The sequence below is a fragment of the Mesorhizobium sp. M0045 genome, assembly GCF_040323385.1.
Taxonomy (GTDB): domain Bacteria; phylum Pseudomonadota; class Alphaproteobacteria; order Rhizobiales; family Rhizobiaceae; genus Mesorhizobium.
In genome coordinates this window covers 164170-189306 of record NZ_JAMYUY010000010.1, presented here as the reverse complement: position 1 = coordinate 189306, position 25137 = coordinate 164170, and the positions used below count along the sequence as shown (strand labels likewise).

At 61.0% G+C, this 25137-nt stretch carries 26 protein-coding genes; 14 read left to right on the top strand and 12 right to left on the bottom strand.

Translation table 11 applies throughout. The features are described 5' to 3' along the window. The first annotated feature begins 9 nt into the window (after positions 1 to 9). The 5 genes from NKJ72_RS17980 (at position 10) to gph (ending at position 3415) form a co-directional block, all read left to right on the top strand. A complete protein-coding gene (locus tag NKJ72_RS17980; protein ID WP_352478710.1) occupies positions 10 to 444 on the top strand; it encodes a ribulose bisphosphate carboxylase small subunit in 435 nt (144 codons plus the stop codon). Between the two features lie 8 nt (positions 445 to 452). Next, the gene (cbbX, locus tag NKJ72_RS17975) at positions 453 to 1391 is read left to right on the top strand and encodes a CbbX protein (RefSeq protein WP_352478708.1); all 939 of its coding nucleotides are present in this window, start codon (positions 453 to 455) and stop codon (positions 1389 to 1391) included. 62 nt (positions 1392 to 1453) lie between these two features. Beyond that, the gene (rpe, locus tag NKJ72_RS17970; RefSeq protein ID WP_352478707.1) at positions 1454 to 2140 is read left to right on the top strand and encodes a ribulose-phosphate 3-epimerase; all 687 of its coding nucleotides are present in this window, start codon (positions 1454 to 1456) and stop codon (positions 2138 to 2140) included. Positions 2141 to 2162: 22 nt separating this feature from the next. Continuing rightward, positions 2163 to 2720 (top strand): thioredoxin family protein, encoded by a 558-nt coding sequence (locus tag NKJ72_RS17965; protein ID WP_352478705.1) that lies wholly within the window; start codon positions 2163 to 2165, stop codon positions 2718 to 2720. Beyond that, positions 2717 to 3415, top strand: a complete 699-nt coding sequence (gene gph, locus NKJ72_RS17960) for a phosphoglycolate phosphatase (RefSeq protein ID WP_352478703.1) — start codon at positions 2717 to 2719, stop codon at positions 3413 to 3415. Before NKJ72_RS17965 ends, gph begins: the two co-directional genes overlap by 4 nt. 56 nt (positions 3416 to 3471) lie before the next feature. Here the strand turns inward: gph and NKJ72_RS17955 are convergent, their stop codons facing one another. Both NKJ72_RS17955 and NKJ72_RS17950 read right to left on the bottom strand, forming a co-directional pair. After that, complete coding sequence (locus NKJ72_RS17955; protein WP_352478701.1) at positions 3472 to 3852, bottom strand: c-type cytochrome; 381 nt, start codon at positions 3850 to 3852, stop codon at positions 3472 to 3474. 390 nt (positions 3853 to 4242) lie between these two features. Continuing rightward, positions 4243 to 4596, bottom strand: a complete 354-nt coding sequence (locus NKJ72_RS17950) for a hypothetical protein (protein WP_254819802.1) — start codon at positions 4594 to 4596, stop codon at positions 4243 to 4245. Positions 4597 to 5267: 671 nt separating this feature from the next. Here NKJ72_RS17950 and NKJ72_RS17945 point away from each other — a divergent pair. The 7 genes from NKJ72_RS17945 to pqqE all read left to right on the top strand — a co-directional run bounded on the left by NKJ72_RS17945 (position 5268) and on the right by pqqE (position 12271). After that, positions 5268 to 7169 carry a methanol/ethanol family PQQ-dependent dehydrogenase gene (locus tag NKJ72_RS17945; RefSeq protein ID WP_254819801.1) on the top strand — a complete coding sequence of 634 codons (1902 nt, stop codon included), beginning with the start codon at positions 5268 to 5270 and terminating at the stop codon, positions 7167 to 7169. Positions 7170 to 7320: 151 nt separating this feature from the next. Then, positions 7321 to 7845 (top strand): c-type cytochrome, methanol metabolism-related, encoded by a 525-nt coding sequence (locus NKJ72_RS17940; RefSeq protein WP_254819800.1) that lies wholly within the window; start codon positions 7321 to 7323, stop codon positions 7843 to 7845. A 1-nt stretch (position 7846) separates the two neighbouring features. Then, a complete protein-coding gene (locus NKJ72_RS17935) occupies positions 7847 to 8707 on the top strand; it encodes a substrate-binding domain-containing protein (protein ID WP_352478698.1) in 861 nt (286 codons plus the stop codon). A gap of 462 nt (positions 8708 to 9169) precedes the next feature. Next, positions 9170 to 10108, top strand: coding sequence for a pyrroloquinoline quinone biosynthesis protein PqqB (pqqB, locus tag NKJ72_RS17930; RefSeq protein WP_352478696.1), 939 nt, complete (start codon positions 9170 to 9172; stop codon positions 10106 to 10108). After that, positions 10105 to 10860 (top strand): pyrroloquinoline-quinone synthase PqqC, encoded by a 756-nt coding sequence (gene pqqC, locus NKJ72_RS17925; protein WP_352478694.1) that lies wholly within the window; start codon positions 10105 to 10107, stop codon positions 10858 to 10860. The genes pqqB and pqqC overlap by 4 nt, the downstream gene beginning before the upstream one ends. After that, entirely contained in the window at positions 10857 to 11153 is a 297-nt protein-coding gene (pqqD, locus tag NKJ72_RS17920) for a pyrroloquinoline quinone biosynthesis peptide chaperone PqqD (protein WP_352478692.1), read from the top strand. The genes pqqC and pqqD overlap by 4 nt, the downstream gene beginning before the upstream one ends. After that, entirely contained in the window at positions 11150 to 12271 is a 1122-nt protein-coding gene (gene pqqE, locus NKJ72_RS17915; protein WP_352478690.1) for a pyrroloquinoline quinone biosynthesis protein PqqE, read from the top strand. Before pqqD ends, pqqE begins: the two co-directional genes overlap by 4 nt. Before the next feature lie 22 nt (positions 12272 to 12293). Here pqqE and fghA read toward each other — a convergent pair whose 3' ends face one another. Then, positions 12294 to 13145 carry an S-formylglutathione hydrolase gene (gene fghA, locus NKJ72_RS17910; protein ID WP_352478688.1) on the bottom strand — a complete coding sequence of 284 codons (852 nt, stop codon included), beginning with the start codon at positions 13143 to 13145 and terminating at the stop codon, positions 12294 to 12296. On the opposite strand from fghA, the gene NKJ72_RS17905 reads away from it, so the two are divergent. After that, positions 13089 to 13247, top strand: coding sequence for a hypothetical protein (locus NKJ72_RS17905; protein WP_352478776.1), 159 nt, complete (start codon positions 13089 to 13091; stop codon positions 13245 to 13247). The two genes, fghA and NKJ72_RS17905, sit on opposite strands and share 57 nt — an antisense overlap. Before the next feature lie 268 nt (positions 13248 to 13515). Here the strand turns inward: NKJ72_RS17905 and NKJ72_RS17900 are convergent, their stop codons facing one another. The 5 genes from NKJ72_RS17900 to NKJ72_RS17880 form a co-directional block, all read right to left on the bottom strand. Next, on the bottom strand, positions 13516 to 13734 hold the full coding sequence (locus NKJ72_RS17900; protein ID WP_352478687.1) for a hypothetical protein: 219 nt from the start codon (positions 13732 to 13734) through the stop codon (positions 13516 to 13518). A gap of 286 nt (positions 13735 to 14020) precedes the next feature. Then, positions 14021 to 15475: an aldehyde dehydrogenase family protein gene (locus NKJ72_RS17895; RefSeq protein ID WP_352478685.1), complete on the bottom strand. Its 1455-nt coding sequence runs from the start codon at positions 15473 to 15475 to the stop codon at positions 14021 to 14023. Further along, positions 15472 to 16746 carry an NAD(P)/FAD-dependent oxidoreductase gene (locus NKJ72_RS17890; protein WP_352478683.1) on the bottom strand — a complete coding sequence of 425 codons (1275 nt, stop codon included), beginning with the start codon at positions 16744 to 16746 and terminating at the stop codon, positions 15472 to 15474. Before NKJ72_RS17890 ends, NKJ72_RS17895 begins: the two co-directional genes overlap by 4 nt. 56 nt (positions 16747 to 16802) lie before the next feature. After that, the gene (locus NKJ72_RS17885) at positions 16803 to 17981 is read right to left on the bottom strand and encodes an alanine racemase (protein ID WP_352478681.1); all 1179 of its coding nucleotides are present in this window, start codon (positions 17979 to 17981) and stop codon (positions 16803 to 16805) included. An 11-nt stretch (positions 17982 to 17992) separates the two neighbouring features. Continuing rightward, positions 17993 to 19030 (bottom strand): GNAT family N-acetyltransferase, encoded by a 1038-nt coding sequence (locus NKJ72_RS17880; protein WP_352478679.1) that lies wholly within the window; start codon positions 19028 to 19030, stop codon positions 17993 to 17995. Between the two features lie 54 nt (positions 19031 to 19084). Here NKJ72_RS17880 and NKJ72_RS17875 point away from each other — a divergent pair, with 54 nt between their 5' ends. Continuing rightward, complete coding sequence (locus NKJ72_RS17875; RefSeq protein ID WP_352478677.1) at positions 19085 to 20023, top strand: ornithine cyclodeaminase family protein; 939 nt, start codon at positions 19085 to 19087, stop codon at positions 20021 to 20023. A gap of 141 nt (positions 20024 to 20164) precedes the next feature. Here the strand turns inward: NKJ72_RS17875 and NKJ72_RS17870 are convergent, their stop codons facing one another. The 4 genes from NKJ72_RS17870 to NKJ72_RS17855 all read right to left on the bottom strand — a co-directional run bounded on the left by NKJ72_RS17870 (position 20165) and on the right by NKJ72_RS17855 (position 25133). Continuing rightward, entirely contained in the window at positions 20165 to 21415 is a 1251-nt protein-coding gene (locus tag NKJ72_RS17870) for an NAD(P)/FAD-dependent oxidoreductase (RefSeq protein ID WP_502901860.1), read from the bottom strand. A gap of 102 nt (positions 21416 to 21517) precedes the next feature. Continuing rightward, positions 21518 to 22396, bottom strand: a complete 879-nt coding sequence (locus tag NKJ72_RS17865; RefSeq protein ID WP_352478770.1) for an ABC transporter permease — start codon at positions 22394 to 22396, stop codon at positions 21518 to 21520. Between the two features lie 32 nt (positions 22397 to 22428). Next, positions 22429 to 23379: an ABC transporter permease gene (locus NKJ72_RS17860; RefSeq protein WP_352478673.1), complete on the bottom strand. Its 951-nt coding sequence runs from the start codon at positions 23377 to 23379 to the stop codon at positions 22429 to 22431. Between the two features lie 83 nt (positions 23380 to 23462). Beyond that, positions 23463 to 25133 carry a peptide ABC transporter substrate-binding protein gene (locus tag NKJ72_RS17855; RefSeq protein ID WP_352478671.1) on the bottom strand — a complete coding sequence of 557 codons (1671 nt, stop codon included), beginning with the start codon at positions 25131 to 25133 and terminating at the stop codon, positions 23463 to 23465. Between the last annotated feature and the right edge of the window lie 4 nt (positions 25134 to 25137).

Sequence of the window (25137 nt, the reverse complement as noted above, 5' to 3'; positions counted from 1 at the left end):
ACCGTCGCCATGATGACCAATCCGGGAAACAAAGTCACGCAGGGACAGTTTTCGTTCCTGCCTGAGCTAACCGATGAGCAGATTTCGGCGCAGATCAAATACGCGTTGAAAAACCACTGGGCGGTCAGCGTCGAATACACGGACGATCCGCATCCGCGAAACACCTATTGGGAAATGTACGGCAACCCGATGTTCGACCTGAGGGACCCGGCGGGCATCCTGCTTGAAGTCAACAATTGCCGGAAAGCCATGCCCAACATGTATGTCCGGGTAACCGCCTTCGATTCGGCCAAGGGCTGGGAAGCGCCGCGCATGTCATTCATCGTCAACCGGCCACCCAATGAACCCGGCTTCCGGCTGCTGCGCCAGGAGCGTGACGGCCGCAGCCAGGGTTATTCGATCGTGCCTTATGCGACCGACAGGCCTGAAGGCGAGCGGAGCTAGGCGAAACCATGCTGGACGCGATAGCAAAGGGCGCTGCCGCGCAGGGCGAAACGGTCGATCTGCAGGCCGAGTTCGAAGCGTCCAACATCGACGAGGTGATGGATAAGCTCGACCGCGAACTCGTTGGCCTGAAACCCATCAAGACCCGCATCCGCGAGATCGCCGCGCTCCTCCTGGTCGACCGGCTTCGCCGCAAGTTCGGGCTGACCTCGGGCGCCCCGACGCTGCACATGAACTTTACGGGCAATCCCGGCACCGGAAAGACCACCGTGGCGCTCAGAATGGCAGAAATCCTGCATCGTCTCGGCTATGTCCGCGAAGGGCACATGGTCGCGGTGACGCGCGACGATCTCGTCGGCCAATATGTGGGCCACACCGCGCCCAAAACCCGCGAAGTGATCAAGCGCGCCATGGGCGGGGTGCTTTTCATCGACGAGGCCTATTATCTTTACAAGCCCGAGAACGAGCGCGACTACGGTCAGGAATCGATCGAAATCCTGCTGCAGTGCATGGAAAACAACCGTGACGATCTGGTTGTGATCCTCGCCGGCTACAAGGACAAGATGGACCGCTTCTTTGACAGCAATCCCGGCATGCGCTCGCGCATTGCCCATCACCTCGATTTTCCCGACTACGGTGTCAGCGAACTCAAATCGATCGCCGAGATCATGCTGGCGGAACAGAATTACCGTCTCAGCGAAGCGGCAGCCAAGGCGCTCGAAGAGTATCTCCCGATCCGCATGCGGCTGCCGCACTTCTCCAACGCTCGATCGGTCCGCAATGGGCTCGACCGGGCGCGGCTTCGCCAGGCCAACCGGCTTTTCGCGTCGCGCGACCGGGCGTTGACGAAAACCGATCTTATCACCATCGAGGAATCCGATATTCGCGGCAGCCGCGTATTCGCGGAAGGTAAGCTCGAAGGCGAACCGGAGACGAAGGCGCGCTGACAAGATGACGGCGGTTGCTGTGCAGCGAATGGAAACGGACGACAGAATGGGAGCCGACGACCATGGGTACCAAGACAATCATCGCGCCCTCGGTGCTTTCCGCGGACTTCTCGCGGCTCGGCGACGAGGTCGAAGCGGTCGTCCGGGCGGGTGCCGACTGGATCCATCTCGATGTCATGGATGGCCATTTCGTGCCCAACATCACCTTCGGTCCGCCGGTGGTCAAGGCGATCCGTAATCGAACGGACAAGGTCTTCGACTGCCACCTGATGATCGCTCCGGCCGACGCCTATCTCGGCGCCTTCGCCGATGCCGGGTGCGACATCATTACGGTGCATGCCGAGGCCGGACCGCATCTCGACCGTTCGCTGCAGGCAATCAGGAATCTCGGCAAGAAGGCCGGCGTGTCGCTGAACCCGTCAACGCCGGAGAGCGTGATCGAATATGTGCTCGATCGGCTAGATCTGGTGCTTCTGATGACGGTCAATCCGGGCTTCGGCGGCCAGGCATTCATTTCGGGTGTCGTCGACAAGGTCAGGCGAGTCAAGGCGCTGGTCGGCCAACGTCCGATCGACATCGAGATCGACGGCGGCGTCACGCCCGAGACCGCTCCGCTGGTTACCGCGGCCGGCGCCAATGTGGTGGTCGCCGGCTCGGCCATCTTCAGGGGTGGCACCGAGGCTGCCTATCGTGCCAATATCGGCGCCATCAGGCAGGCGGCCGACGGAGCGCTCCAGAAAGCCGCGTAGAACCATCTCATCGGAGGGCAACATGGGGGCAATCCCACCTGTCTGTGATTTCGGCTGGCAAGCCGTCGATTTCGTATTGCCCGGCGTCGACGGCAAATCGCGTTCCATCTTCAGCCACGCCGGCCCGAACGGCTTGGTGGTGGCCTTCATCTGCAACCACTGCCCCTATGTGAAGGCGGTGATCTCACGCATCGTTCGCGATGCCAACGACCTCAAGGCAGAAGGCGTCGGCTTTGTCGCCATCAACTCAAACGATGCCGACGCCTACCCCGATGATTCCTTCGACAACATGAAACTTTTCGCCAGGACGAACGGCTTCACTTTCCCCTACCTCCACGACGAGCACCAGAGGGTGGCGCGTGCCTACGGAGCCGTTTGCACTCCGGATTTCTTCGGGCTCAACAATGAGTTGACGCTGCAATATCGCGGCCGGCTTGACGCGTCGCGACGCGACGCCGGACCGCCTGGGCTCAGGCGCGATCTGTTCGAGGCGATGAAGCAGGTTGCCCGAACCGGCGACGGACCGCTGGACCAGATCGCTTCGATCGGCTGTTCGATCAAATGGAAGGATGCTGCATGAACGTCGGCGCAGGCAGGCGGTTTCGATCGCCCAAGGCGATCCTTTTCGATCTCGACGGTACGCTGGTCGATTCGGCGCCTGATATAACGGCGGCCGTCAACGAATTGCTGGCCGGCCGCGATCTGCCGCCGCTGCGCCTGGATCAGGTCAAGGCCATGATCGGCGGCGGCATCAGAAAACTGGTCGAGCGAGCTTTCGCGGCTTCCGGTACGCCGCTCGGCAGCGCGCTCGATGAAGCCAACCGCGTCATGGCGCCGATCTATCGCAGGCATCTGACCGGCCGCACGAGGCTGATGCCCGGCGTCAGGGAAGCTCTCACGCACTTGCATTTGAGCGGAATAGCCATGGGCGTGGTGACCAACAAGCCGCAGTTGGCGGCTCGCGAAATCCTGCTGCATTTTGGGCTGACGGACTATCTCGGCGCGATCGTCGGCGGAGACGCGGTGACATACTTGAAGCCGGCGCCAGATGCGCTATTGCTGGCGCTCGACCAGCTTCAGGTCGAACCTCGTGATACGCTGATGGTCGGAGACAGCAGCGCCGACGTGGCCGCCGCCCGCGCGGCCAGCATGGCAGTCATTCTGCTGCGTGGCGGATACAGCCAAATTCCCGTTGAAGAGCTTGGCGCCGACCTCGTTTGCGATAGCCTGTTCGATCTGCCGTCCGCGATGCAGACGCTGCAAGACGCTGCGTGACCCCAAGCCCAAGCCAACGCCGGCCGGGCGCAGTCCAAATGGCCGGCGGTACCGCGTTACTTGGAGAATTCCTTCAGGTAGGCGATGACATTGGCGATGTCCTCGTCCTTCTTGAGGCCGACAAACGCCATCTTCGTCCCTTTGACCATCGCCTTGGGATCGCGAAGGTAGTTCGTCAGCGTGGCTTCGTCCCATTTAACGCCGGATTTTCCGGCCTCGGTCATGGCCTTGGAATAGCTGAACCCTGGATGCGTGCCGGCCGTTCGGCCGATGACGCCGTTCAAGGACGGACCGACCTTGTTCTGGTCCTTGTCTGCGACGTGGCAGACCTTGCATTTGGCGAAGACCTTCTCACCCGCCGCCGCATCCTGTGCCTGGGACTGGGTGGTGACAAAGGTAGCGACGGACACGGCGGCGAAAAATGCGACTGCGCGCATGGCATTTCCTCATTGATCGTGTGAGTGCCCTGGATAATTTACGCGTGTCGATGCCTAGACCGCCGGCATCCGTTTTTGTGCGGGAGAGCGAACTATTCGTCCTTTCCCCCGGGGACCGGCAGCACCTACACGCCTCGAAAAGGTAGACTGCCGATGAAGGAAGTCAATCGTACAAAGGTCCTGTTTCGCTGCGCTTGTCGGCTGTGGGGGCAGCCGCCATCCTCGCCTCAAAGCCGGTTGTGATGAGCGACCTTTTCGTTCCACCAAAACTTTCCGGGCGTGACCTGGTCGCCTTACGGCTCGAATGCGGATTAGAAGGTATTTCGCAGCCAATGGCCAATAGAAATGGCGGCACTGTGAGGCACCGCCACGCGTGCCTGTTCCGCCTGACTAAAAGCAACGTACGTCGGCTTCAGCCTGCGCGCGTTTCAGTTCCGCCCGCGCCGCCTTCGCTGGCGCGCTTTCGCGAAACAGCCCTGCCGCCTCCCCTGTCGTCAACGACATACTTTTGAAGGTCTCCGCCCTCTCATAGTGATCGTAGGGGAGGATGGAGGCGATAACATCGATCGAGCACGAACAGCTTTCAAGCGCCTGACGTGTCTGGCCATTTGTTTGCATGCAGCCGAGCACGTAGTCTGCAATCGTTGCCGTCGGGTAGTCTCCCGCGGCGCTGGCCGGGTTCGCAAAGGCCAGAGTCGCCGAAAAGACCAGCGGTAGGATAAAAGATCCAACAGATCTGATCATGAGGGAGCCTCCAGTTGGCCTAGACACGATGTATCCGGACAGGATCATCGCCCTAGTTGGCGACGTACCGCAAAGCCAGTCAAGCTCCCATGGCCTGCTTATAGGACCAAAGGAGGAATGCCCTGTCGACCGGCAAGAGGTGGATTCACGGCCCGCTGCACACCCCGCTTCCAGCCGTCATTTCATGCCTCGCCCACTATCGGCAACCAACCAGGCGTACGCATACTTACCTCGAAGCGACCTTGTAAATTACATGGAAATAAATTCCAACCCGAATTTCATCAATAATACAACAACGACATGGATATTATATATGTCGTCGCCGCCAGTCATTCTCTCAATAGTTCCGCACAGGATACTTCTCTTGTTTGTGTCTTTATACTGCGACGCACCATAATAGATATTGCACCGCAACATCACTTCAGGGTTTTTGCTTGCTTGGCCTTTAGCGATGACATAGCTTTTTCCCTGTTTCCGGCTTCAAGAGCGCCATTGTCAGGGAGCGGTGGCAGTCTTTCGAAGGCCAAGTGGGGCGGGCAATAACGTGCCCTCTGCTTGTCGGGGTAGGTCGTGACAGCTGCCGGAAATTACTTCCCCACATGAATCGCTTGGGCAGGCCCCTTGTGGGCTTGACGGTCGATTCGTCACTGTGAACCTCGGGAGGATTTCGGATGCGTGTACTTGCGAAAACTACCTACATACTGACGACCGCGGCTTTTTTGTCGCTAGGCGCTGCCTATACGGCTTCGGCCAATGAAGACCTTGCAAAGCTCGCATCAGATGCGAAGAACTGGGCGATGCAGACGGGTGACTACGCCAATACCCGCTATTCCAAACTCAACCAGATCACTGCCGACAATGTAAAGAACCTGCAGGTCAAATGGAGCTTTTCCACCGGCGTGCTGCGCGGTCACGAAGGCGGCCCGCTGATCATCGGCGATGTGATGTATGTCCACACGCCTTTCCCAAACAACGTCTATGCTCTCGACCTTAAGAACGACGGCAAGATCCTGTGGAAATACGAGCCCAAGCAGGACTCGAACGTCATTCCGATCATGTGCTGCGACACGGTCAATCGCGGTGTCGCCTATGGCGACGGCAAGATCATTCTCAACCAGGCCGACACCACCGTCGTCGCGCTCGATGCCAAGACCGGCAAGGTCGTATGGTCTGTCAAGAACGGCGACCAGACCGACGGCGGAAAGGGCGAATCCGGCACGTCGGCACCCGTGGTCATCAAGGACAAGGTGCTCGTGGGCGTCTCCGGTGCTGAATTCGGTGTTCGCGGCTGGCTGGCCGCCTACAATCTGAAAGACGGCAAGCTTGCCTGGAAAGCCTATTCGGAAGGTCCTGATGCAGACACCCTTCTCGATCCCGAGAAGACGACCCATCTCGGCAAGCCCGTCGGAAAGGATTCCGGCACCAACACCTGGGAAGGCGAACAGTGGAAGACGGGCGGCGGAACGACATGGGGATGGTATTCCTATGATCCCAAGCTGAACCTGGTCTATTACGGCACCGGCAATCCCTCGACGTGGAACCCGGTCCAGCGCCCAGGCGACAATCGCTGGTCCATGACAATCATGGCTCGCGACGCCGATACCGGTGTTGCCAAATGGCTCTACCAGATGACCCCGCATGACGAGTGGGACTATGACGGCATCAACGAGATGATTCTCGTCGATGGCATGGAGGTCAACGGCGCCAAGCACGACGTGCTGGTGCATTTCGACCGCAACGGCTTTGCCTACACGATGGATCGCGCCACCGGCGAACTTCTCGTCGCCAAAAAATACGATCCGGCAGTGAACTGGGCGACGGAAGTCAACATGGATCCCAAGAGCGACCAGTATGGCCGCCCGCAGGTCGTCGCCAAGTATTCGACCCAGCAGAACGGCGAAGACACCAACTCGACCGGTATCTGCCCGGCCGCGCTTGGAACCAAGGACCAGCAGCCGGCCGCCTACTCGCCAAAGACCGGGTTGTTCTATGTGCCGACCAACCATGTCTGCATGGACTATGAGCCTTACAAAGTGAGCTACACCGCCGGTCAGCCCTACGTGGGCGCCACCGTGTCGATGTATGCGGCGCCCGGCGGTGACGGCAACATGGGCAACTTCATTGCCTGGGATGCAGCCAAGGGTGAGATCGTCTGGTCGAAGCCCGAGCAGTTCTCGGTGTGGTCGGGCGCATTGGCGACAGATGGCGACGTCGTCTTCTATGGTACCCTCGAAGGCTACATCAAGGCGGTCGATAAGGACGGCAAGGAACTCTACAAGTTCAAGACCCCGTCCGGCATCATCGGCAACATCACGACCTACGAGCATGACGGCAAGCAGTACATCGCCGTTCTGTCCGGCGTCGGTGGATGGGCCGGTATCGGTCTGGCAGGTGGGCTGCTTTCGCCCGATAACGCCGCTGCCTGGCATGGCGCCGTTGATCAGGGCCGTGAGCAGGGTGACCAGGCCGCAGTGGTTGGAACCGCCGGCCTGGGTGCCGTCGGCGGCTACGCGGCACTTGCCGACTATACGACGCTGGGCGGCCAGCTCACCGTCTTCGGCCTCCCGGACTGATAACCGGGAAGAGCCTTACGACTAGGTTCGAAAACGAGAGCCCGGGTCACCCTAAGCCGGGAACCGGGCTCTCGATTGCGCCCACCCAACACCGATCAATGCCGCTGCACGACGGCAGCCAGTGTCCCTGGCAGATGAAGGAAGAGTCTGAATGATCGTTCGCATTGCAGTTTCCGCTCTCGCCCTAGTCCTGCTGCCTGTGGCCAGCTCAACTCTGGCACGGGCCGAAGACAGCATGGAAAAAGCCAAGGCGGTGAAGCAAGAAGGAGGCAAATATCTAGATGCGGACGGAAATCCGACCTACAAGATCGAAAACGGAACCGTCGATTGGTACACCTTCAGCGGGTACCGCCGGTATCACTCCGATTGCCATGTCTGTCACGGGCAGGACGCAACAGGTTCGAGCTATGCGCCTGCCCTGGTCAATAGTCTGAAAACCATGGACTACGCCACGTTCCTCTCGATCGTCGCCGAGGGCCGCAAGAATGTCGGCGGCGGCAAGGAAAACGTCATGCCTGCCTTTGGCGACAACAAGAACGTCTATTGTTACCTGGACGATCTCTACGTCTATCTGCGCGCGCGCGCTGATGGCGCGGCACCCCGCGGCAGGCCGCCCAAGCACGAAAACAAGGCTCAGGCAGCCAAGGATGCCGAAGCATCCTGCATGGGTGGATGATATGACCAATACTGCATCGAAGCTGCGCGTCGTTCTGCCGATCCTCGGCGCGCTCGCCTTGTTGCCGTCGAACGTTCTGGCGCAAAATGCCGGACTTGGCGCTGCGGGCGAACTGGTGGATCCCAACATTCTGCGCGTCTGCGCCGATCCCTCGAACATGCCTTTTACCGACAAGAACGGCCAAGGCTTCGAAAACAAGCTGGCTGAACTGGTTGCCAAGAAGACGGGGCGGAAATCAGTCGCCTACACATGGTTTCCCACTGTCGTCGGCTTTGTGCGCAACACGCTGGGGGCCAACCGATGCGACATCATCATGGGCTACGCCCAAGGCGACGAACTGGTGCAGAACACCAACGCCTACTATCGCTCCGCCTATGTGCTCGTATACCCCGAAGGCAAGGGCATGGAAGGCATCGAGACGATCGAAGACCCGAAACTTTCCGGCAAGAGAATCGGCGTCGTCGAAAGCACGCCGCCAACCGCCAACATGGCCGCCAACAAGCTTCTGCGGACCGCCAAGATCTATCCACTCGCGGTGGATACGCGCGTCACTCCTTCCATGGGGGAGGTCATGATCAAGGACATGCTGGCCGGCAAGATTGACGCGGCGGTCCTGTGGGGGCCGATGGCAGGTTACTATGCCAGGGAACTCGGAGCCGATATCACCATTGTTCCGCTACTGAAGGAAAAGAAAGGCTCGCGCATGTCCTACCGCATCACCATGGGCGTACGTCCGTCCGACCAGGAATGGAAGCGGACGCTCAACCGGGTGATCAGGGAGAACCAGGCGGAGATCACCAAGCTCCTGCTGGGTTATAATGTGCCGCTGATCGACGAGCACGATAATCCGATTACGCAATAGTCGGGATGTGTGAGGAGGAGGACAAACCTGCGCGATGAAAAATTGAAGAGAAGGCTACAGCTATTTTCGATCGTTTTGTTTTTCGGCCTTTCAAAACCTTGTGTTTCATTTGTCCATTTGAGACGTGATGGACGAGCCATTGCTTCGGTGCCCTGCAATGGTTGGCTAACCACCGGATCGGCCCCTTCGGGCTGGTAGAAGAGGAGAAATGTTATGAAGAAGAGCTGGACAAAACCGACCATGTGTCAGGTTGCTGCGGGCTTTGAAATTTCGCGGTATCTGCCTGCTGAGATTACTCCCAAGAAGTAGGCCGCAGAGGTGCGTGTCCCTGGCAACAGGGGCACGCATCCCCTTGCCGCATGGGTTTTTCGTGAAAGATCTTGAGGCACGCAAAGCGAGCGGGACGTTTTTTGCGGCTGCTAATTGGCTGCTGGTCAGAGAAGCCGCGGGGCGGGCGTTTTCATGCGCTTGAGAATCATCGGATCGGCGGCCGGCGGTGGCTTTCCGCAGTGGAACTGCAATTATCGTCTGAGCCGTGCGGCTCGCACCGGGATGGCTGGCGTGCATTCACGAACCCAATCAAGTGTCGCCGCGTCGGCGGATGGGCTCGGCTGGGTTCTGTTCAACGCGTCACCCGACATTCGCCAGCAGATCGCGGCAACGCCTGAATTGCAGCCCGCGCACGATGCGCCGCTGCGCTCGACGCCCATTCGCGCGGTGGTACTGACCAATGCCGATGTCGATCATATCGCCGGCCTGCTCAGCCTGCGTGAGCGGCAGCCTTTCGCTATCTATGCAACGACACAGGTTCTGGCGACGCTGGAGGCGAATTCGATTTTCAATGTCCTCGATCCGGCGCTCGTGCCGCGACGCATCTTGCCACCGGCGCAAGAATTGGCGATCTGCGACGCAGACGGCCACGACACGGGCGTGGCTGTCGAGAGCTTTCCCGTGCCCGGGAAGATAGCGCTCTATCTCGAAGAAAGAGGTCAGCCGGATGCGAATTTCAGCTCTGACGCCGGCGACACGATCGGCGTCCGTATCGCCGGTGCCGGCAGTCGCGGCTCCGTCTTCTACATCCCCGGCTGCGCCCGCATTGATGCGACCCTGCGCACGCGTCTAGCCGATGCCGCATGCCTTCTGTTCGACGGCACGGTCTTCACCGACGACGAGTTGATTGCTGCCGGCGTCGGTGAAAAGACCGGTGCGCGCATGGGGCATCTGGCAATGTCGGGAGACGCAGGGTCGATCGCCGGCTTGGCCGATGTGAGGATCGGCCGTCGTGTCTTCGTCCACATCAACAACACCAATCCTGTTCTGGACGAGGATTCTCCCGAGCATGCAGCAGTCGCAGCGGCTGGCTGGGAAGTGGCCCGCGACGGGATGGAGATGGAACTTTGAGTGATTTCCACGACGCCGCCAGCAACGGCCTGTCCTCCAGAGAGCTCGAAGCCGTGCTGCGGCAGGTCGGTGCCGAACGCTATCACAACCGCCATGCTTTCCATCACAGGATGACCAGCGGTGCGTTGTCGAGGACCGAGATGCAGGCCTGGGCGCTGAACCGCTATTGCTATCAGGCTGTCATTCCGCGCAAGGATGCCATGATCCTCGCGCATGCCGAGGATCCGGCGTTTCGCGCCGCCTGGCGCAAACGCATCGAGGATCATGACGGCGAGGACGGCTGGAGCGGCGGTATTGCGCGCTGGTTGCACCTGGCGACCTCGCTCGGTCTGGATGCCGAAGCGGTGAAGAGCGAGAGGCTGGCCCTGCCGGCGACACGTTTTGCGGTTGGCGCTTACCTCTCTTTTTGCACGAACCGGACCCTGCTGGAGGCGGTCGCGTCGTCGCTGACCGAGATGTTCTCGCCGCTCATCATCGGCGAGCGGGTACCCGCGATGCTGGCCAGGTACGATTATATCACCGAGGACACGCTGGCCTATTTCAGCCGACGGCCCGAACAGGCCTCACGCGACGCCGACTTCGCTCTTGCCTATGTGCTCGAACATGCCGACACGGCGGAACGCCAGCAGCGGGCGATCGATGCACTCGTGTTCAAATGCGATATACTCTGGGCCATGCTCGACGCGCTTCAAAACGCCTATGGCGAGCCGGGCAATATCCCGCCCGGCGCCTTCCGTCCGGGGGCCCCATGATGGCACTGCGCGAAAGAGCCATGGTGTCGCCGCTGTCGGTTCCATCGCTGCCTAAGCACGTGCGCATACAGTACGACCCCGGGCGCCAGGCGTTCGCCGTGCTTTCGCCTGAAAAGGTGTTCTGGCCAAACGACATCAGCCTCGACATATTGCGCCGCTGCGATGGGCGGTCCACGGTCGGCCACATCATTGCCGGCCTTGCCGCAGATTATGATGCCCAACAGGAGGCTGTGGCGGCCGATGTCATTGCCTTCCTGCAGGAATGGTCGGACAAGCTGCTGGTGAAGCTATGAGCGAGCCCCCTCTCCCCCCGATCGGCATGCTGGCGGAACTGACGCATCGCTGCCCGCTGCAATGCCCCTATTGCTCCAACCCGCTCGAATTGCTGAAGGCCAATCGCGAACTCGACACGCAGAGTTGGCTCGACTTGTTCTCGCAGGCGGCCGATCTTGGCGTTCTCCAGGTGCATCTGTCTGGCGGTGAACCGACGCTGCGTCGCGATCTTGAGCAATTGATCGCCGGGCTTTCGGCGCGCGGCGTCTACACCAACCTGATCACTGCCGGCGTCGGCATTGCGGATGGCCGTATCGAGGCATTTGCCGAAGCCGGGCTCGACCATCTGCAACTGAGTTTTCAAGGCGCACGGCCGGCGACCACCGAGCGCATCGGCAATCACAGGGGCAGCCACGAAAAGAAGCTGGAAACGGCACGCCGCGCCCGCGCGGCCGGCTTGCCGCTTACCATCAACGCGCCGATCCATCGCCACAATATCGAGGAGGTACCGGAATTCATCGATCTGGCCCTTTCGCTGGATGCGGAGCGTCTCGAGATAGCCAACGTGCAGTACGCCGGCTGGGCGCTGACCAATCGCGATCAACTGATGCCCGAGCGTGCTGCCGTCGATCGGCAGGCGGAGATCGTCGCGGCGGCGCGCGAACGGCTCACCGGCATCATGAACATCGATTTCGTCACGCCGGATTATTTCGCCATCTATCCCAAGCCGTGCATGGGCGGCTGGGCGCGCGACGCCTTCATGGTGACGCCAGACGGCACCGTACTGCCATGCCATGCCGCCCAGACCATCCCGTCGCTCAGCTTCGAGCGTTTTGGACCTCGCAGCCTGGCCGCGATCTGGACCGATTCCCCGGCATTTAATGCCTTTCGAGGCACGGACTGGATGCAGGAGCCCTGCCGCAACTGTGAGCGGCGCGAGATCGACTGGGGCGGCTGCCGCTGCCAGGCGATGGCAATCGCCGGCGACGCCGCCGCGACGGACCCGGCTTGCGCGAAATCGCCGATCCATGCGCGCATGGCAATGCTGATCGACGAAGCTCAGCGCGCTGCGACGGTTCCTTCGAAGGACGAACTGTTCGTCTACCGGCGTATCGGCGTCGTCACCGAGCCGGCCTGACTGCCGACCTATTCCTACGGCCTTAGCCTCGTGAAAGCCGTTCGGCATGCCACGTCATATGGTCCTGCATGAATGTCGAAATGAAAAAATAGGAGTGATCGTAGTCATCCTGCATCCGCAATTTCAACGGAATGCCTACCTTGGAGCACGCGTCTTCGAGCAGCCAAGGCCTGAGGCCCTCCTTGAGGAAACCGTCTGACGTTCCCTGATCGACCAGGAATTCCGGGAAATGGTATCCATCCTCGATGAGCGAAGTGGCATCGTAGCGCCGCCACGAGGCCTCATCCAGGCCGAGATATTTTTGGACAGCCGGCTTCGACCAGCCGGCTGTGCTTGGTTGCACGATCGGCGCAAAGGCCGAGCAACTTCTGAAACGCGCGGGATTTTTCAGTGCGATCGTCAGCGCGCCATGCCCGCCCATCGAATGGCCGAAGATCGACTGGCGCGCCATATCGGCGGGAAATTCGCGCCCGATCACGGCTGACAGTTCCTCGACGATATAGGAATACATGCGATAGTTCTTGGCATACGGCTCTTGCGTGGCGTCGAGGTAGAAACCGGCGCCGGTGCCGAACTGCCAATTGTCCTTTTCATCTGGAATGTCGGCACCACGCGGGCTGGTGTCGGGACACACGACGATGAAGCCAAGTTCGGCGGCAATACGTCTGTATTCGCCTTTTTCCATTACATTCGCATGGGTGCAGGTGAGTCCGGAGAGGTACCACACCACGGGGCAACGCCTTTCCCGCGCCTGCGGAGGCACGAAAATGGCAAACGTCATTTCGCACGAGCAGCTCGTCGAGAGATGAGAGTAAACGTGCTGGGCACCGCCATGCGACTTGGCAGTCGAGACGAGTTTCAGGTGCTCTGGCATGTATTCTTCTCCGCCAATTTTTTGACCGCCGACCATAGCCTCTACGACATCGTGGGCGATCGCGGCAACCTTGGTGGGCTGGCTGGCGCGCAGGGCTCTTGATCGGAGCCGGGATGGCCAACACTGCCCAGTACCTCAGCAATGATTCCGGGAGGACGAGCTCTGCGCAAATGCACCGTGGCTTTCAGCGGCGACAGCAGGTTCGACGCGGCTATGGCGGACGAGCACGCACGCGTCATCGCGTGGGTTCGCAGCATGCGTGACCAGGGACCGAGCAAGAAAGTGTTGCGGGTGATAGTTACCTCCTAATAGGAGGGCTCCTAAGCACGACACCAACTTTCCGACTCTTAGCCACCCTGTGAGCCAACGGCTATTTCCGAGCGTCGAAAGCCACGGACAGGCCCAAGGCAGTTGCTGCCTCGACGATCGCCTCGGTCAGCTCTTCGTCGGATGCGACCAGATAAGGGGCGGCTTGCCGTGCTGCGTTTAATGTCGCTGTGACCGAGATGGTGTCACCACGATCCTCCCTATTGAGGACTGCGGCGATTGCCTGCTCTACTACCGGACTGACCCTCTGCACCTTACTCATCCAACCCTCCCCATAGCTGCCCATAGGGATGGTACTCTATCCGTGGTTGTGTTCCAAATCGATGTACGAAAACGTACACACTCGATCGGCTGGACCGCTACGGCCAGACATCTCTAATTTCGACGGCATTCGGGATCGACCAAGCCTGGCTAGCGGCCTCGACCGGTTTCTCAGCAGATGGCTAGCGCGCTGCAGAGCCATGTCAAATTGCCAGGTACGTACGCGAGCCCGGTCCAGGAGCTCGGCTCGGCCCACGGGCGCCCCCTGCGCTGGGCGAAGATGTCGTCTAGAAATAGCCGAGGATGGATTTTACCTCGAGATACTCCAACATGCCCTCGATCCCATATTCGCGTCCGTTTCCAGACTGCTTGAAACCGCCAAACGGGGCGTGCGGATCCCAGGCCGGGTAGTTGAGATGCACCTGGCCGGAGCGGATCCGCGAGGCCACGTCCCTGACGGCGTCCACATCCTGGCCCTGCACATGAGCCCCCAGACCGTAGACCGTGTCGTTGGCGATGGTGACGGCTTCCTCGATTGTGTCGTAAGGGATGATGCAGAGAACTGGCCCGAAGACCTCTTCCTGGGCAATGCGCATGCTCGTGCGCACGTCGGAAAAGATGGTCGGCCTCACATAGAACCCGACGTTCAGATCGTGCGCACGACCCGGTCCGCCGGTGAGGAGCCTGGCGCCCTCAGAAATGCCGACGCCGATCATGGTTTGGATGCGGTCGAATTGGGCACGGTTTGCGATTGCACCATGAGTAGTGGCTTCGCAAAGAGGATCGCCAATGACAATCTGGGCTGCGGCCCTTTTGGCGATTGCCTCGATCTCGGAGAGCCGCGGGCGTGGCACGACCATGCGCGTCGGCGCACTGCATGACTGGCCGAGATTGCGGAAGGCGGCGGATACGCCCAGAGAAACGGCGCGATCGAGATCTGCATCCGGCAAGATCACGTTCGGCGACTTGCCGCCCAGCTCCTGCGCGACACGCTTGACAGTCGTCGCTGCCGCCTGGGCCACTGCAATGCCCGCGCGGGTGGACCCGGTAATGGAGATCATGTCGACATCCGGATGGGAAGCGAGACCCATACCCACGCCTGGACCATCACCTTGCACGAGGTTGAAAACCCCGGCAGGGAAGCCGGCTTCTTCGATTGCCTCGGCGAATAGCAGGGCGTCCAAGGGAGAAAGCTCACTCGGCTTCAGCACGATCGTGCAGCCTGCAGCGAGCGCCGGCGAAACCTTGGCGGTGATCTGGTAAAGTGGCCAGTTCCACGGAGTGATCAGGGCGCATACACCGATCGGTTCGTGGGTGACGGCGGTTTGCCCCCGTTGCTTGACGAAGCGAAAGTCTGTCAGCACATCGCGAGCGACCTTAACATGCGTGATCGCCAGCGGCACCTGGGCGCTGCGCGCATAGCCGATCGCCGCGCCCATTTCGAGGCTCAGGCATTGAGCCAGCAGTTCGCCCCGCGCCTCGAGCAGCGTTTGCAGGCGATCGAGCAGACCCGCGCGGTCTTCTGGCGTGGTCCGACTCCAGGTGGCGAATGCCCGGCGAGCCGCTGCAACGGCCGCGTCAACGTCCTTGCCATTTCCAAGCGGAAACTGGCTCACAACCTCTTCTGTGGCGGGATTGACGACGACGCCCGTCGCGGTGCCGCTCGGCTCAACCCATTGACCGTCGATGAAGAACTTGTCCAGGTGGCCGTTGCGGGCCAGGTGTTCGAGAGGCGTCATCACCCTACAAGGTCCTTCATGCGGTAATAGGCGCCGACAATCGGCAGGAACCAGGGGCGCCCGAAATGACCGGGGATCGCTGGCCAGTCGAAATCCTTCCAGGGATTGAGCTCGGGGCGCCCGTCCATGACGTCGGCCATGATGGTGCCCATCAACGTCGACATCTGGGTCCCGTGTCCGCTATAGCCCATCGAGTAATAGATGCCATCGCGCTCTCCGGCGCGCGGCAGACGATCGCGGGTCATATCGACCATGCCGCCCCAGCAGTAGTCGATGCGGGTGCCGGCCAGTTCCGGAAAGACCTCGACCATCGCCGCCTTGAGTATCCGGCCGCTTTTTTCGTCGGATTGAGGGTTGGACACGGCAAAGCGCGCCCTCCCGCCGAACAGAAGGCGATTGTCCGGCGTGAGCCGCCAGTAGACAACGAGATTGCGCGTGTCGACGACATTGCGACGGGTCGGCATGAGGCGCTCGAGTTGCGAAGGCGACAGCGGCTCGGTCACGATCAGAAATGCGCCGACCGGGATCATGCGCCGGCGGATCCAGCCGAGCGGGCCAACCTGGGAAATGCCGCTTGCCAACAGGACCTGCCGCGCGACGATCTTGCCCTTTGGCGTCGTTACCTCATGCCCGCCTGAAACCTTTCGCATCGCAGTGACGGGCGAGCGTTCATGGACCTCTGCGCCACGCCGGGCAGCGGCGGTCGCGAGGCCCCGGACGAACCGGCCGACATGCATGGCCGCGCTCTTGGGAAAGAGCAGCCCGCCATGGTAGCGGTCGGTACCGACTTCGGTTCGCAGGTCCTCGCGCGCGATCATCCTGGTGTCGGGATCGACATTGGCAGCCAGTAGTTCCTGGCTGCGCGCCAGCATGTCGTAGTGCTCGGACTTGGCGGCAAGCTTGAGCTTGCCGACGCGGGAGAAGCTGCAGTCGATCTTCTCTTCCTGCACCAACCGCTCGACCATATCGACGCCGGCGTCGAAAGCCTTGTAGAGCGCATTTGCGGCAGGCTTGCCGTGCCTGCCAGCCATGATTGCATAGTTCTGGGCAAAGCCGTTGTTGCACATGCCGCCATTGCGGCCGGACGCGGCATTGCCGATCGTTTCGGCCTCCAACAGGCCAACCCGGGCGCCCTTTTTGGTAAGGGCCAGCGCGGCGGAGGAGCCGGTCAAGCCGCCGCCCACAATCGCCACGTCGTAGTGGCCTTCGAGCGGTTTGGACGACCCTTCATTGAACGGCTGAGACGTATCCAGCCAGTAAGAGGTAAACTTCATTTTCTTGACCACCAGTGCTGATTTGAGTGGGGCGACATCCGAGCCTAGTCGCGCGCCTACCAGCCGCGCATCCGCTCCCAACGTGCTTCAATCTTGGGGCTGGCCCCGTTGACGACGCTGTAGAAATCATGCTGGGCGGCCGTCGCACACGCATGGTTGGGCAGAATCCGGACCCGAGTCCCGAGCGGCAGCTCGGGCATGGACTTTCCAGAACCGGCACGAATGGCGAGGATACCGTGTTCCTGGCTGGCCTGGGCCACGATCACATCTTCAAGCACCCGCCCCTTTTCGTCGCAGACCACGCCGTAACCCTGGTCGATCTGCTGGTTTGCGGTTCCCCGGTCGCGCGAAAGCGCCATCCATCCGGCGTCAACCAGCACCCATCCCTTTTCCGCCTTGGACCCGATCACCGTGGCCAATACGCAAATCGCGATGTCATCGAGTTCGCACACCCCAACGCCGTGCTGGACAAGGTCGAAGAACATGTAGACGCCGGCACGCAGCTCCGTGACCCCCTCAAGATTGCCGGCGAAATGCGCTGTCGGGGTCGAGCCGACGCTGACGATCGGGCAGGCATGGCCATGGGCGCGCAGGATTTCAGCGGCGCGCACCGTGGCTGACCGCTCGTTCTCGCCTGCCTTGACCAGCGCATCGGGCGTGTTCAAGCCATAGGATTCGCCTGCATGGGCGAGAACGCCGACCAGTTTGGCACTGGCCGCGACGACACTGCCGGCCACGTCGAGCAACTTCGGGTCGTCCGGCCTCAAGCCACCGCGATGGTCATCGCAGTCCAGTTCGATGAAAACAGATGGGGTCATACCGGTGGCTTCGCGGACGCTGGCCAGGGCATCGGCCTGCTCGACCGAATCGAGCAACAGCTTCACATCAGCGCCGGTGCGGCGACAAAGCTCCATGGCCCGCTTGGCCGAGGCCGGCGAGATGCCGACCGCATAGGTCATGTCTCGAAAGCCATGGCCCGCGAAATACTCCGCCTCGGCGATGGTCGAGACCGTGATCGGTCCGGGTTCGCGGTGAAACGCGTATCGGACAACATCAATGCTCTTGGCCGTCTTCATATGCGGGCGCAGCACCACGCCAAGCTTCCTGGCGCGCTCAGCCAAGCGCTGAATGTTGCGTCCGAGCCGCCCACGGTCGAGAAGCAGCGCCGGCGTGACCAAGGCGTCGATCGTCCTAGCCGTCTCGCTCACCGTCAGGCTTGCCGCCATCTTGTTCATAGTCTCGTTTCCTAAGTGAACGACTGGTTTGCCAACGCATACATATGGGCTGGCCCCTCGGCGACGGGTCGCTGTCCTTTGACCATGGCGGTCGCAGTGCCGGACCGCTGCAGGCCAAGGCTCGCAAGCCAGTCGCCCAATCCATCCTCGGCATAGACGTCGATGCGAACGAATTGATTGTGAAGCTTCGAAAGCTGGGCCAGGATCAGAAGCCGCGCGTCGTGGTCGCTCTCGGCTGCACAAGGGCCGACGACATAGCCGCGGCCAAACCTCCTGGCGACAGCGTAGCCTGCAATCCGTCCCCTGCGCTCAATGACCAATGCGTTGCCCACATCGGCGAGCGCAGCCACCATCGCCAGCCGGGGCATGCCCGTGGCCCGTTCGTCGAAGGCCTGGATTGCCGCGAGGTCGGAGGCTGTCGCTTGACGGACGTCGTCGCTGATACTCCGCGTCACGGCGACAGCCAGCGAGCCCTGGTGCTGAAGCACCGTGCCCCAGGCAGTGAAGCCGCGTCGCTTGTAGAGCGCCAGCCCCTCTTCGGTTGAGTTGAGCAGCAGGTTGCGACCGTGTGTCGCCTCAAGCAATCCATCAAAGAGCCGGGCCCCGTTGCCACCGCCTTGCGCGGAGCCAGTAACTATGATCATCCCGACCGAGGCATAGGACTGTCCGTAATTCCAGGACATGGCCGTGCCAATCACCTGTCCTGCCCGCTCAAGGACCAGGCCATTGCCGACCATCAGAGCAAATTCCCAATCCTCCTGACGGTAGGGCCAGGCCATCTCCTGCGACAGCTTCAGTGCGCCCGGCAAATGGCGGGTTTCCAATTCCATCAGCTCGATCGGGGCGCTGACGATATCTCTGTCATGCTCAAAGGCCATAAGGTGCAACGCTGTCAGTTGATCCAGAGTCGGATTGAAGTCGGATCTTAGGGTCGCGCCCGGCGGACAGATTTCGCTGCTGTTTTGCCCCGTCAAATCAGCGGTATTATTCGTTTTACGCAGTTCCTCGGCATGCCAAATCGTGCAAATCGGGCGAGGAATACCTGGCACCTTGAATCGCCACTTCGTGGTTGCCCGATCGGCGATGCCCAGGAGGAATTTTGGATGATCTACATCAGCGAAGAGGAGTCAGCCGCCCTCGTCACGCATGAACTTGCTTTCGAGGCGGCGCGCGAGGCTCTCGTGGCGGCAACATCGCGGCAGAGCTGGGTCTTTCCGGCTGTTCTGGGGCGCACACAGGAGGTGACCAATACCTTCTCAATCAAATCCGGTTCGTCGGGCGAGCTGACCGGCGTGAAAATTGGCTCCTTCTGGTCGGGCAACCCGGCACGTGGCCTTCCCCGCCACAACTCGACCATCGTGCTGCTCGATCAGCATACAGGTCGGCTGGGTGCCGTAGTCGAGGCCGGGAAGGTCAACGCCTACAGGACGGCCGCCGCCGACGCGGTTGCGGCCGATCTTCTTGCGCGCAAGCAAGCCAAGGTTCTGGCGATCTTCGGGGCCGGCAACCAGGCGAGCTTCGAAGTGATGGCGCTGGCACGCATCCGCCCAATCGAAACAGTGCTGGTCGTGGCCCGGCCTTCGCCGCGGCGCGACGCTTTTGTCGATCAGATCGGCGAAAGGGGACTGAAGGCGCGCGCTGCCTTGCCGGAAGAAGCCGTGCGCACGGCCGACATCGTGGTGACGGCGACACCCGCACGCGAACCGCTGTTCGATGCCGCTTGGGTGGGACCCGGAACCCATATCGTCAGCATCGGGTCGGATGCTCCGGGCAAACGCGAATTGCCGAGCGAATTGTTTCCCAAGGCACGTCTGTTTTGTGATCTGCTTTCCCAGTCCGTCCAGATCGGCGAGTTCCAACACGTGCGCGACGAGATCGACGCCGGCGTGCTTGTGGTAACACCAATCGGCGACGTTATTGAAAGGCGTGCGCTCGGACGCCGCTTCGACAATGAGATCACCGTCTTCGACAGTTCCGGCATCTCCCTGCAGGACCTCTACATGGCCGACGCGCTGATCCGCGCAAAGGCGTCCCACCGCTGATCAGTTTCGCACCAGGCCCCCAGTCCCGACGGATTTTTCGACACGGCAACAGGTGGCCGCGCGCGATCCTGCAGTCGTATCAGCGGCGGGCGCGCCAAAGGGGTGCCCGCATGAACCACGGATCGCCCCCGATGTCGGCGACTAGCGTCTGGCGCGCCAGAAGGCGAGACGGTCCTGCAACCGATAGCCCTGGATAATCGCCGGCATGAACCACGGATTGCCACGATAGAGCGGGACGGCCGAAGGCGGTCGAAAGTCGAACGCAGTGCGCGACTGCTCGCCATGCCCCATCAACTTGTAGGCCGCACGCATGCCAATCCATGGCGCCCAGACCACGCCCGAACCGCAGAAGCCAGTTGCATAGACCACGCCGTCCTTCTCGAAGATGCGGGGCAGCATGTCTCGGTTCATCGCCACATTGCCGAACCAGCAATGCGAAAGGCGCACGTTCTCCAATTCCGGGAAAAGGTTCACCAGGCCCTTGCGAAGGAGAAGTTTCGGCGCCGCCGGATCGCCGAAGCGGGAACTGTCACGGCCCCCCAGCAGGATACGTTTTCCGTCGGGCAAGGGACGATAATAGAAACCGAGTTGCCGGTTCTCGGTGACCGTCATCAGCTTCGGCATCAGTTGCGTCATGACATCGGGCGCAAGTTCCTCGGTGACGATGATCCGGCTGCGGACCGGAACCAGGCGGCGGCGCAGGAAGGGAGCAGCGCCGTCGGTATAGCCGTTGGTACAGACCAGAACCTGCCGTGCGTCCACCGTCCCCGCCGAAGTCGCGACGCGGAACCCCGAACCGTTCCTCTCGATCGACTTGACCACTGTATGCGAATGGACCGTCAACCCGGATGCGAGCGCCACCCGAAGGAGCTCAGCATGGAATTTTGCGGGGTGCAGCCCGCCAATGTCCATCCGAACGGTTCCGCCGCGGTAGAAGTCGGTGCCGATATAACTTCGCTGCTCGGCATGCGGAACCGCGTAGGACTCGATCCCTAGTTTCTTCGCCAGCGTCTCGGCGCCGCGCGCCATCTTCTCATACTGTTCATATCCGAAAGCGCCCTTGAATTGGCCAACCAGTCGGAAGTCGCAGTCGAGCCCTTCGGTCTTGATGAAGTCGTAGAGGAATTCGCGTGCGACCTTTCCCTCGGCCTCGATCGCCATGGCTTTCTCTTCCCCGAAGCGCCGGGTGATCGTAGCATAGTCGGGCCGGATGCTCGCGCTCGTAATCCCGCCGTTGCGGGTGGAAGCACCCTCGCCCGGATTCATTGCGTCAAAAGCTGCGACCGAGCGTCCTTCGCGCGCCAGCACAAGCCCGGCCGAAAGACCGGCATAACCGGCGCCGACGATTGCCACGTCAAGCTTCTTTGCGAGGGGCTGCCGCGGCAGCGGCATGACGGGCGCTGCTTCCCACCAGTAGGGTGTGTTCTTGTCGGCGATATGAGGCTCTTGCACGGGGCTGACTTCTCGCTGGGGTGATCTACGGTCGGTGAAACTTCAGATGTGGTCGTCTCGGACGTCGAGCGCATCACGCAGCCCGTCACCGATGAAGTTGAAACTGGTTACCGCGATCGTGATTGCAGCTCCGGGAATGATTGCCAGCCAGGGTGCGCTGCCCAGATATTGCTGGGCGCCATTGAGCATGTTGCCCCAGCTGGGCAGTGGCGGCTGGATCCCGTAGCCGAGGAAACTGATGTAGGCTTCCATGAGAATGGCGCGCGCGACCGTCAAGGTGGAAGCAACGATAATCGGCCCCATGGCGTTGGGCAGTATCTCGCGGAACATGATGTGGGTGCCGCTCAATCCCAGCATTCGCCCGGCCAGGACGAACTCGCGTTCGCGTAGCGAGCGGACTTCCGCTTCGACTATGCGGGCAACCTCCATCCAACTGGTGAGGGCGATAATGACGGTGATCATCACAGGACTGGGCTTCAGTGCGGCAGCCAGCGCCAGCAGCAGAAAGATCGATGGGAATGACAGGAAACCATCGACCGTGCGCATCAGCGTGGCCCCGACCCAGCCGGCGCGATAGCCGGCAATTACGCCGACCAGCGTGCCGATGAGCGTCGATAAAACCATGGCAAAGAAACCCACCAGCAGCGAGATTCGTCCCGCCATCAAAAGCCTTGCCGCCACGTCTCGGCCAAGCGGATCGGTACCTAGAAAGTGGTAGCCCGTCAGCGGAGGGGCAAAGCGGGCCCGCAGATCGATATACAGTGAGTCATAAGGCAGGAGATGGGGGCCGAGGACGCAAGCGAGGCTCAGGAAGATGATCATCGCCAACCCCAGCAGCGCCAAGCGATGACGCATGAAACGACGTGCCGCGCGGTTGTTACTCCATCGGCTTGGAGCTGCATTTGCGGTGAGAGCGGTCATATCGGCTGTCTCCTGTCGGGGAAGTTGCTCGCTCAAGCCAGGCGAATGCGCGGATCGACAATAGCGACTACAATGTCGGCGATCAGGTTTCCAAGCAGAACGAGGATGGCGGAGAACATCAGCAGCCCCATCACAACCGGATAGTCGCTGTAACCAAGACTATCGAGGAACAACCGTCCCATTCCTGGCCAGGTAAAGACGGTTTCGGTCACGAGCGCGCCGGTAAGGACGCTGGGAAGCTGCATCCCGGCCAAGGTAATCATCGGCAATAGTGCGTTGCCGACGACATGCTTCATCAGAATCCGGCGTTCACTCAACCCTTTGGCCCGGGCCGTCTTGACGAAGTCCTGGCTAATGGCGTCGAGAGTCGCCGTCCGCATGTAACGGCTCCAGATCGCGACATGGACCAGCGACAGCACGATACTTGGCAGGATCAGATGGTGGAGATAGCCCAGGATCGAGGCATCGCCGATCTCGGACATATTGCCCGCGGGCAGCCAGCCCAGCTTCAGGGAAAAGACGTAGATGCCGACGAGTCCGAACCAGAAGGTGGGGACCGACAACGCGACCATGGCGCCGACAGTTGCAAGATAGTCGAACAGCGAGTAGCGGCGCGTGGCGCCTCGGATTCCAATCCAGGCGCCAATGGAGATTGCAATCACGGTTGAGGAACCCATCAGCAGCAGCGTGGCAAAGAGATGGCTGCCGATGACCTCCAAGACCGGCGCTCCGTCGCGGAAGGAGTGACCCCAGTCGCCCCGCAGCAGCCGCCATGCCCAGTCCAGATATTGGATCCATATAGGGCGATCGAGGCCCAGCAGCCCCTTGAGACGCTCGATATCCTGCTGGGTCATTCCGGGATCGAGCCCGAATTGCGCCAGCGGGCCGCCGGGAAGGAGGTTCAAAATGCCGAAGCCGATGATCGAAACGATCACAAGCAGCACCAGGCTCTGCAAGAGGCGATTGAGCAGGAAGCCGCGCATTCGAGTCCCTCCATTGTGGGTTGATGATTTTGGTCTGTTGCCGCCGCGGCGGAATCGGGCTGGGCGGCGGCAACTGCGTGGATCTAGGCCTTCCACTTCCAGGCCGCGGCATTCCACGACGCGGTGCGGGTGTTGGCGTTGGGCTCGAAGCCGTCCAACCCCTTCTTGCGCCCGAGGACGATTGTGTACGCGAACAGCGGCAGGAAGGGCAGATCGTGGCGCACGACTTCCTGCACACGATTATAGATCGCGCGCCGTTCTTCCGGATCGAAGCTGCGAGCACCTTTTTCGAGCAGAGCATCGACCTCAGGATTGGAATATTGCCCGGTGTTCGAACCGTGTCCGCCTTGAGCGGCGATTGCCTTCGTATGGAGCCGGTTTGTGGCGTCGGGGTCCGCGGCAATCAGATAGGTGACGCCCACCATGGCGGTGTCGAATTGCGATTTCAGCCAGAACTCGCCCCACATGACTGCAGCCGGCAAATTCGAGATCGTCATCTCGACGCCGATCTCGGCAAACGTCTGCTGCAGGAACTGCTGCGTCTGCTCGCGCAGGTTGTTGCCGGAAGTTGTCGAGTTGGAGAAGGACAGTCGCACCCCATCCTTGGCCCGGATTCCATCCGGCCCCGGCACCCACCCGGCCTCATCAAGGATTTGGCGCGCCCGGTCCAGATTGAATTCCTGAACCGGCAGGTTCGGGTCATAGTAGTAGGACTCCTTCGGCATGAAGGTCTCGGTGAGGGTACCCACCCCGTAATAGATCGTGTCGACAATCGCCTTCCTGTCCAACGCGGCGTAGAGCGCCTGGCGCACTGCCAGGTCCTTGAACTGCGGGCGGCCCAAATTGAGGTAGATCGATTCCAGGGATGCCCCTGTCTCCAGTGTCACCACGCGGTCCGGCAGTTCGCGGGCTTCAGTATAATGGTCGGCGGTGATGAACGACTGATCGACCAGGTCCACGTCGCCGCTCTTGAACTGAGTGTAGAGCACGGTCATGTCGGGGATGTATTTGAAGATGAGCTGCTCGACATAGGGACCTTCGCCGGCGTACTCAGGATTGGCGACGAGCTCGATATGATCGCCCGCAACACGCTGGCCCCATTTGAATGCTCCGGTGCCGACCGGCGCCTGATTGAACGCGGCTGTGTTCGGATCGGCTTCTTTCCCCAGAATGTGCTTCGGCACGATGAAGGTTTCGGCCAAGAACGAAAGATAGGGCGCGAAGGCCTCCTTCATCCGCCATGTGATCTCGGTGGGCGAAACCACTGTGATGTCCTGCACGAGCGAATGGCCGCTCGTGCGCCAAGCCCGAAACTTCGGGTTCGTGATGAGCTCAAGGGTGAATTTCACGTCTTCGGCCGTGAAGGGCTCACCGTCGTGCCAGCGGGCATTGTCACGCAACCGGACGCGCCAGTTGAGACCGTCCTCCGAAATGCCGCCGTTCTTTTGGCTTGGCACCTCGGCCGCGAGGTTTGGATGTAGGCCGCCTTGGGGATCCATGCGGACCAGCGCGTCGAAAACCGAGAAATGGATCGCGTCATCGACTTCGATATGCGCCATCAGCGGATTGAACACGGTCGGCTCTTGGGAGAGGCCGACGACGACGCGCCCGGCCGGCCCTGCAGGAGGGGTCTTGGCGAAGGCGGGCTTGCCCAACAGATTGGGCGCGATGAGGCCTGCAGCCCCACCTATCGCCATCAGTCGCAGCGCTTCGCGTCTCGAGTAGTTGGACGTAGTCGATGAATTTTTGGTCATGGTA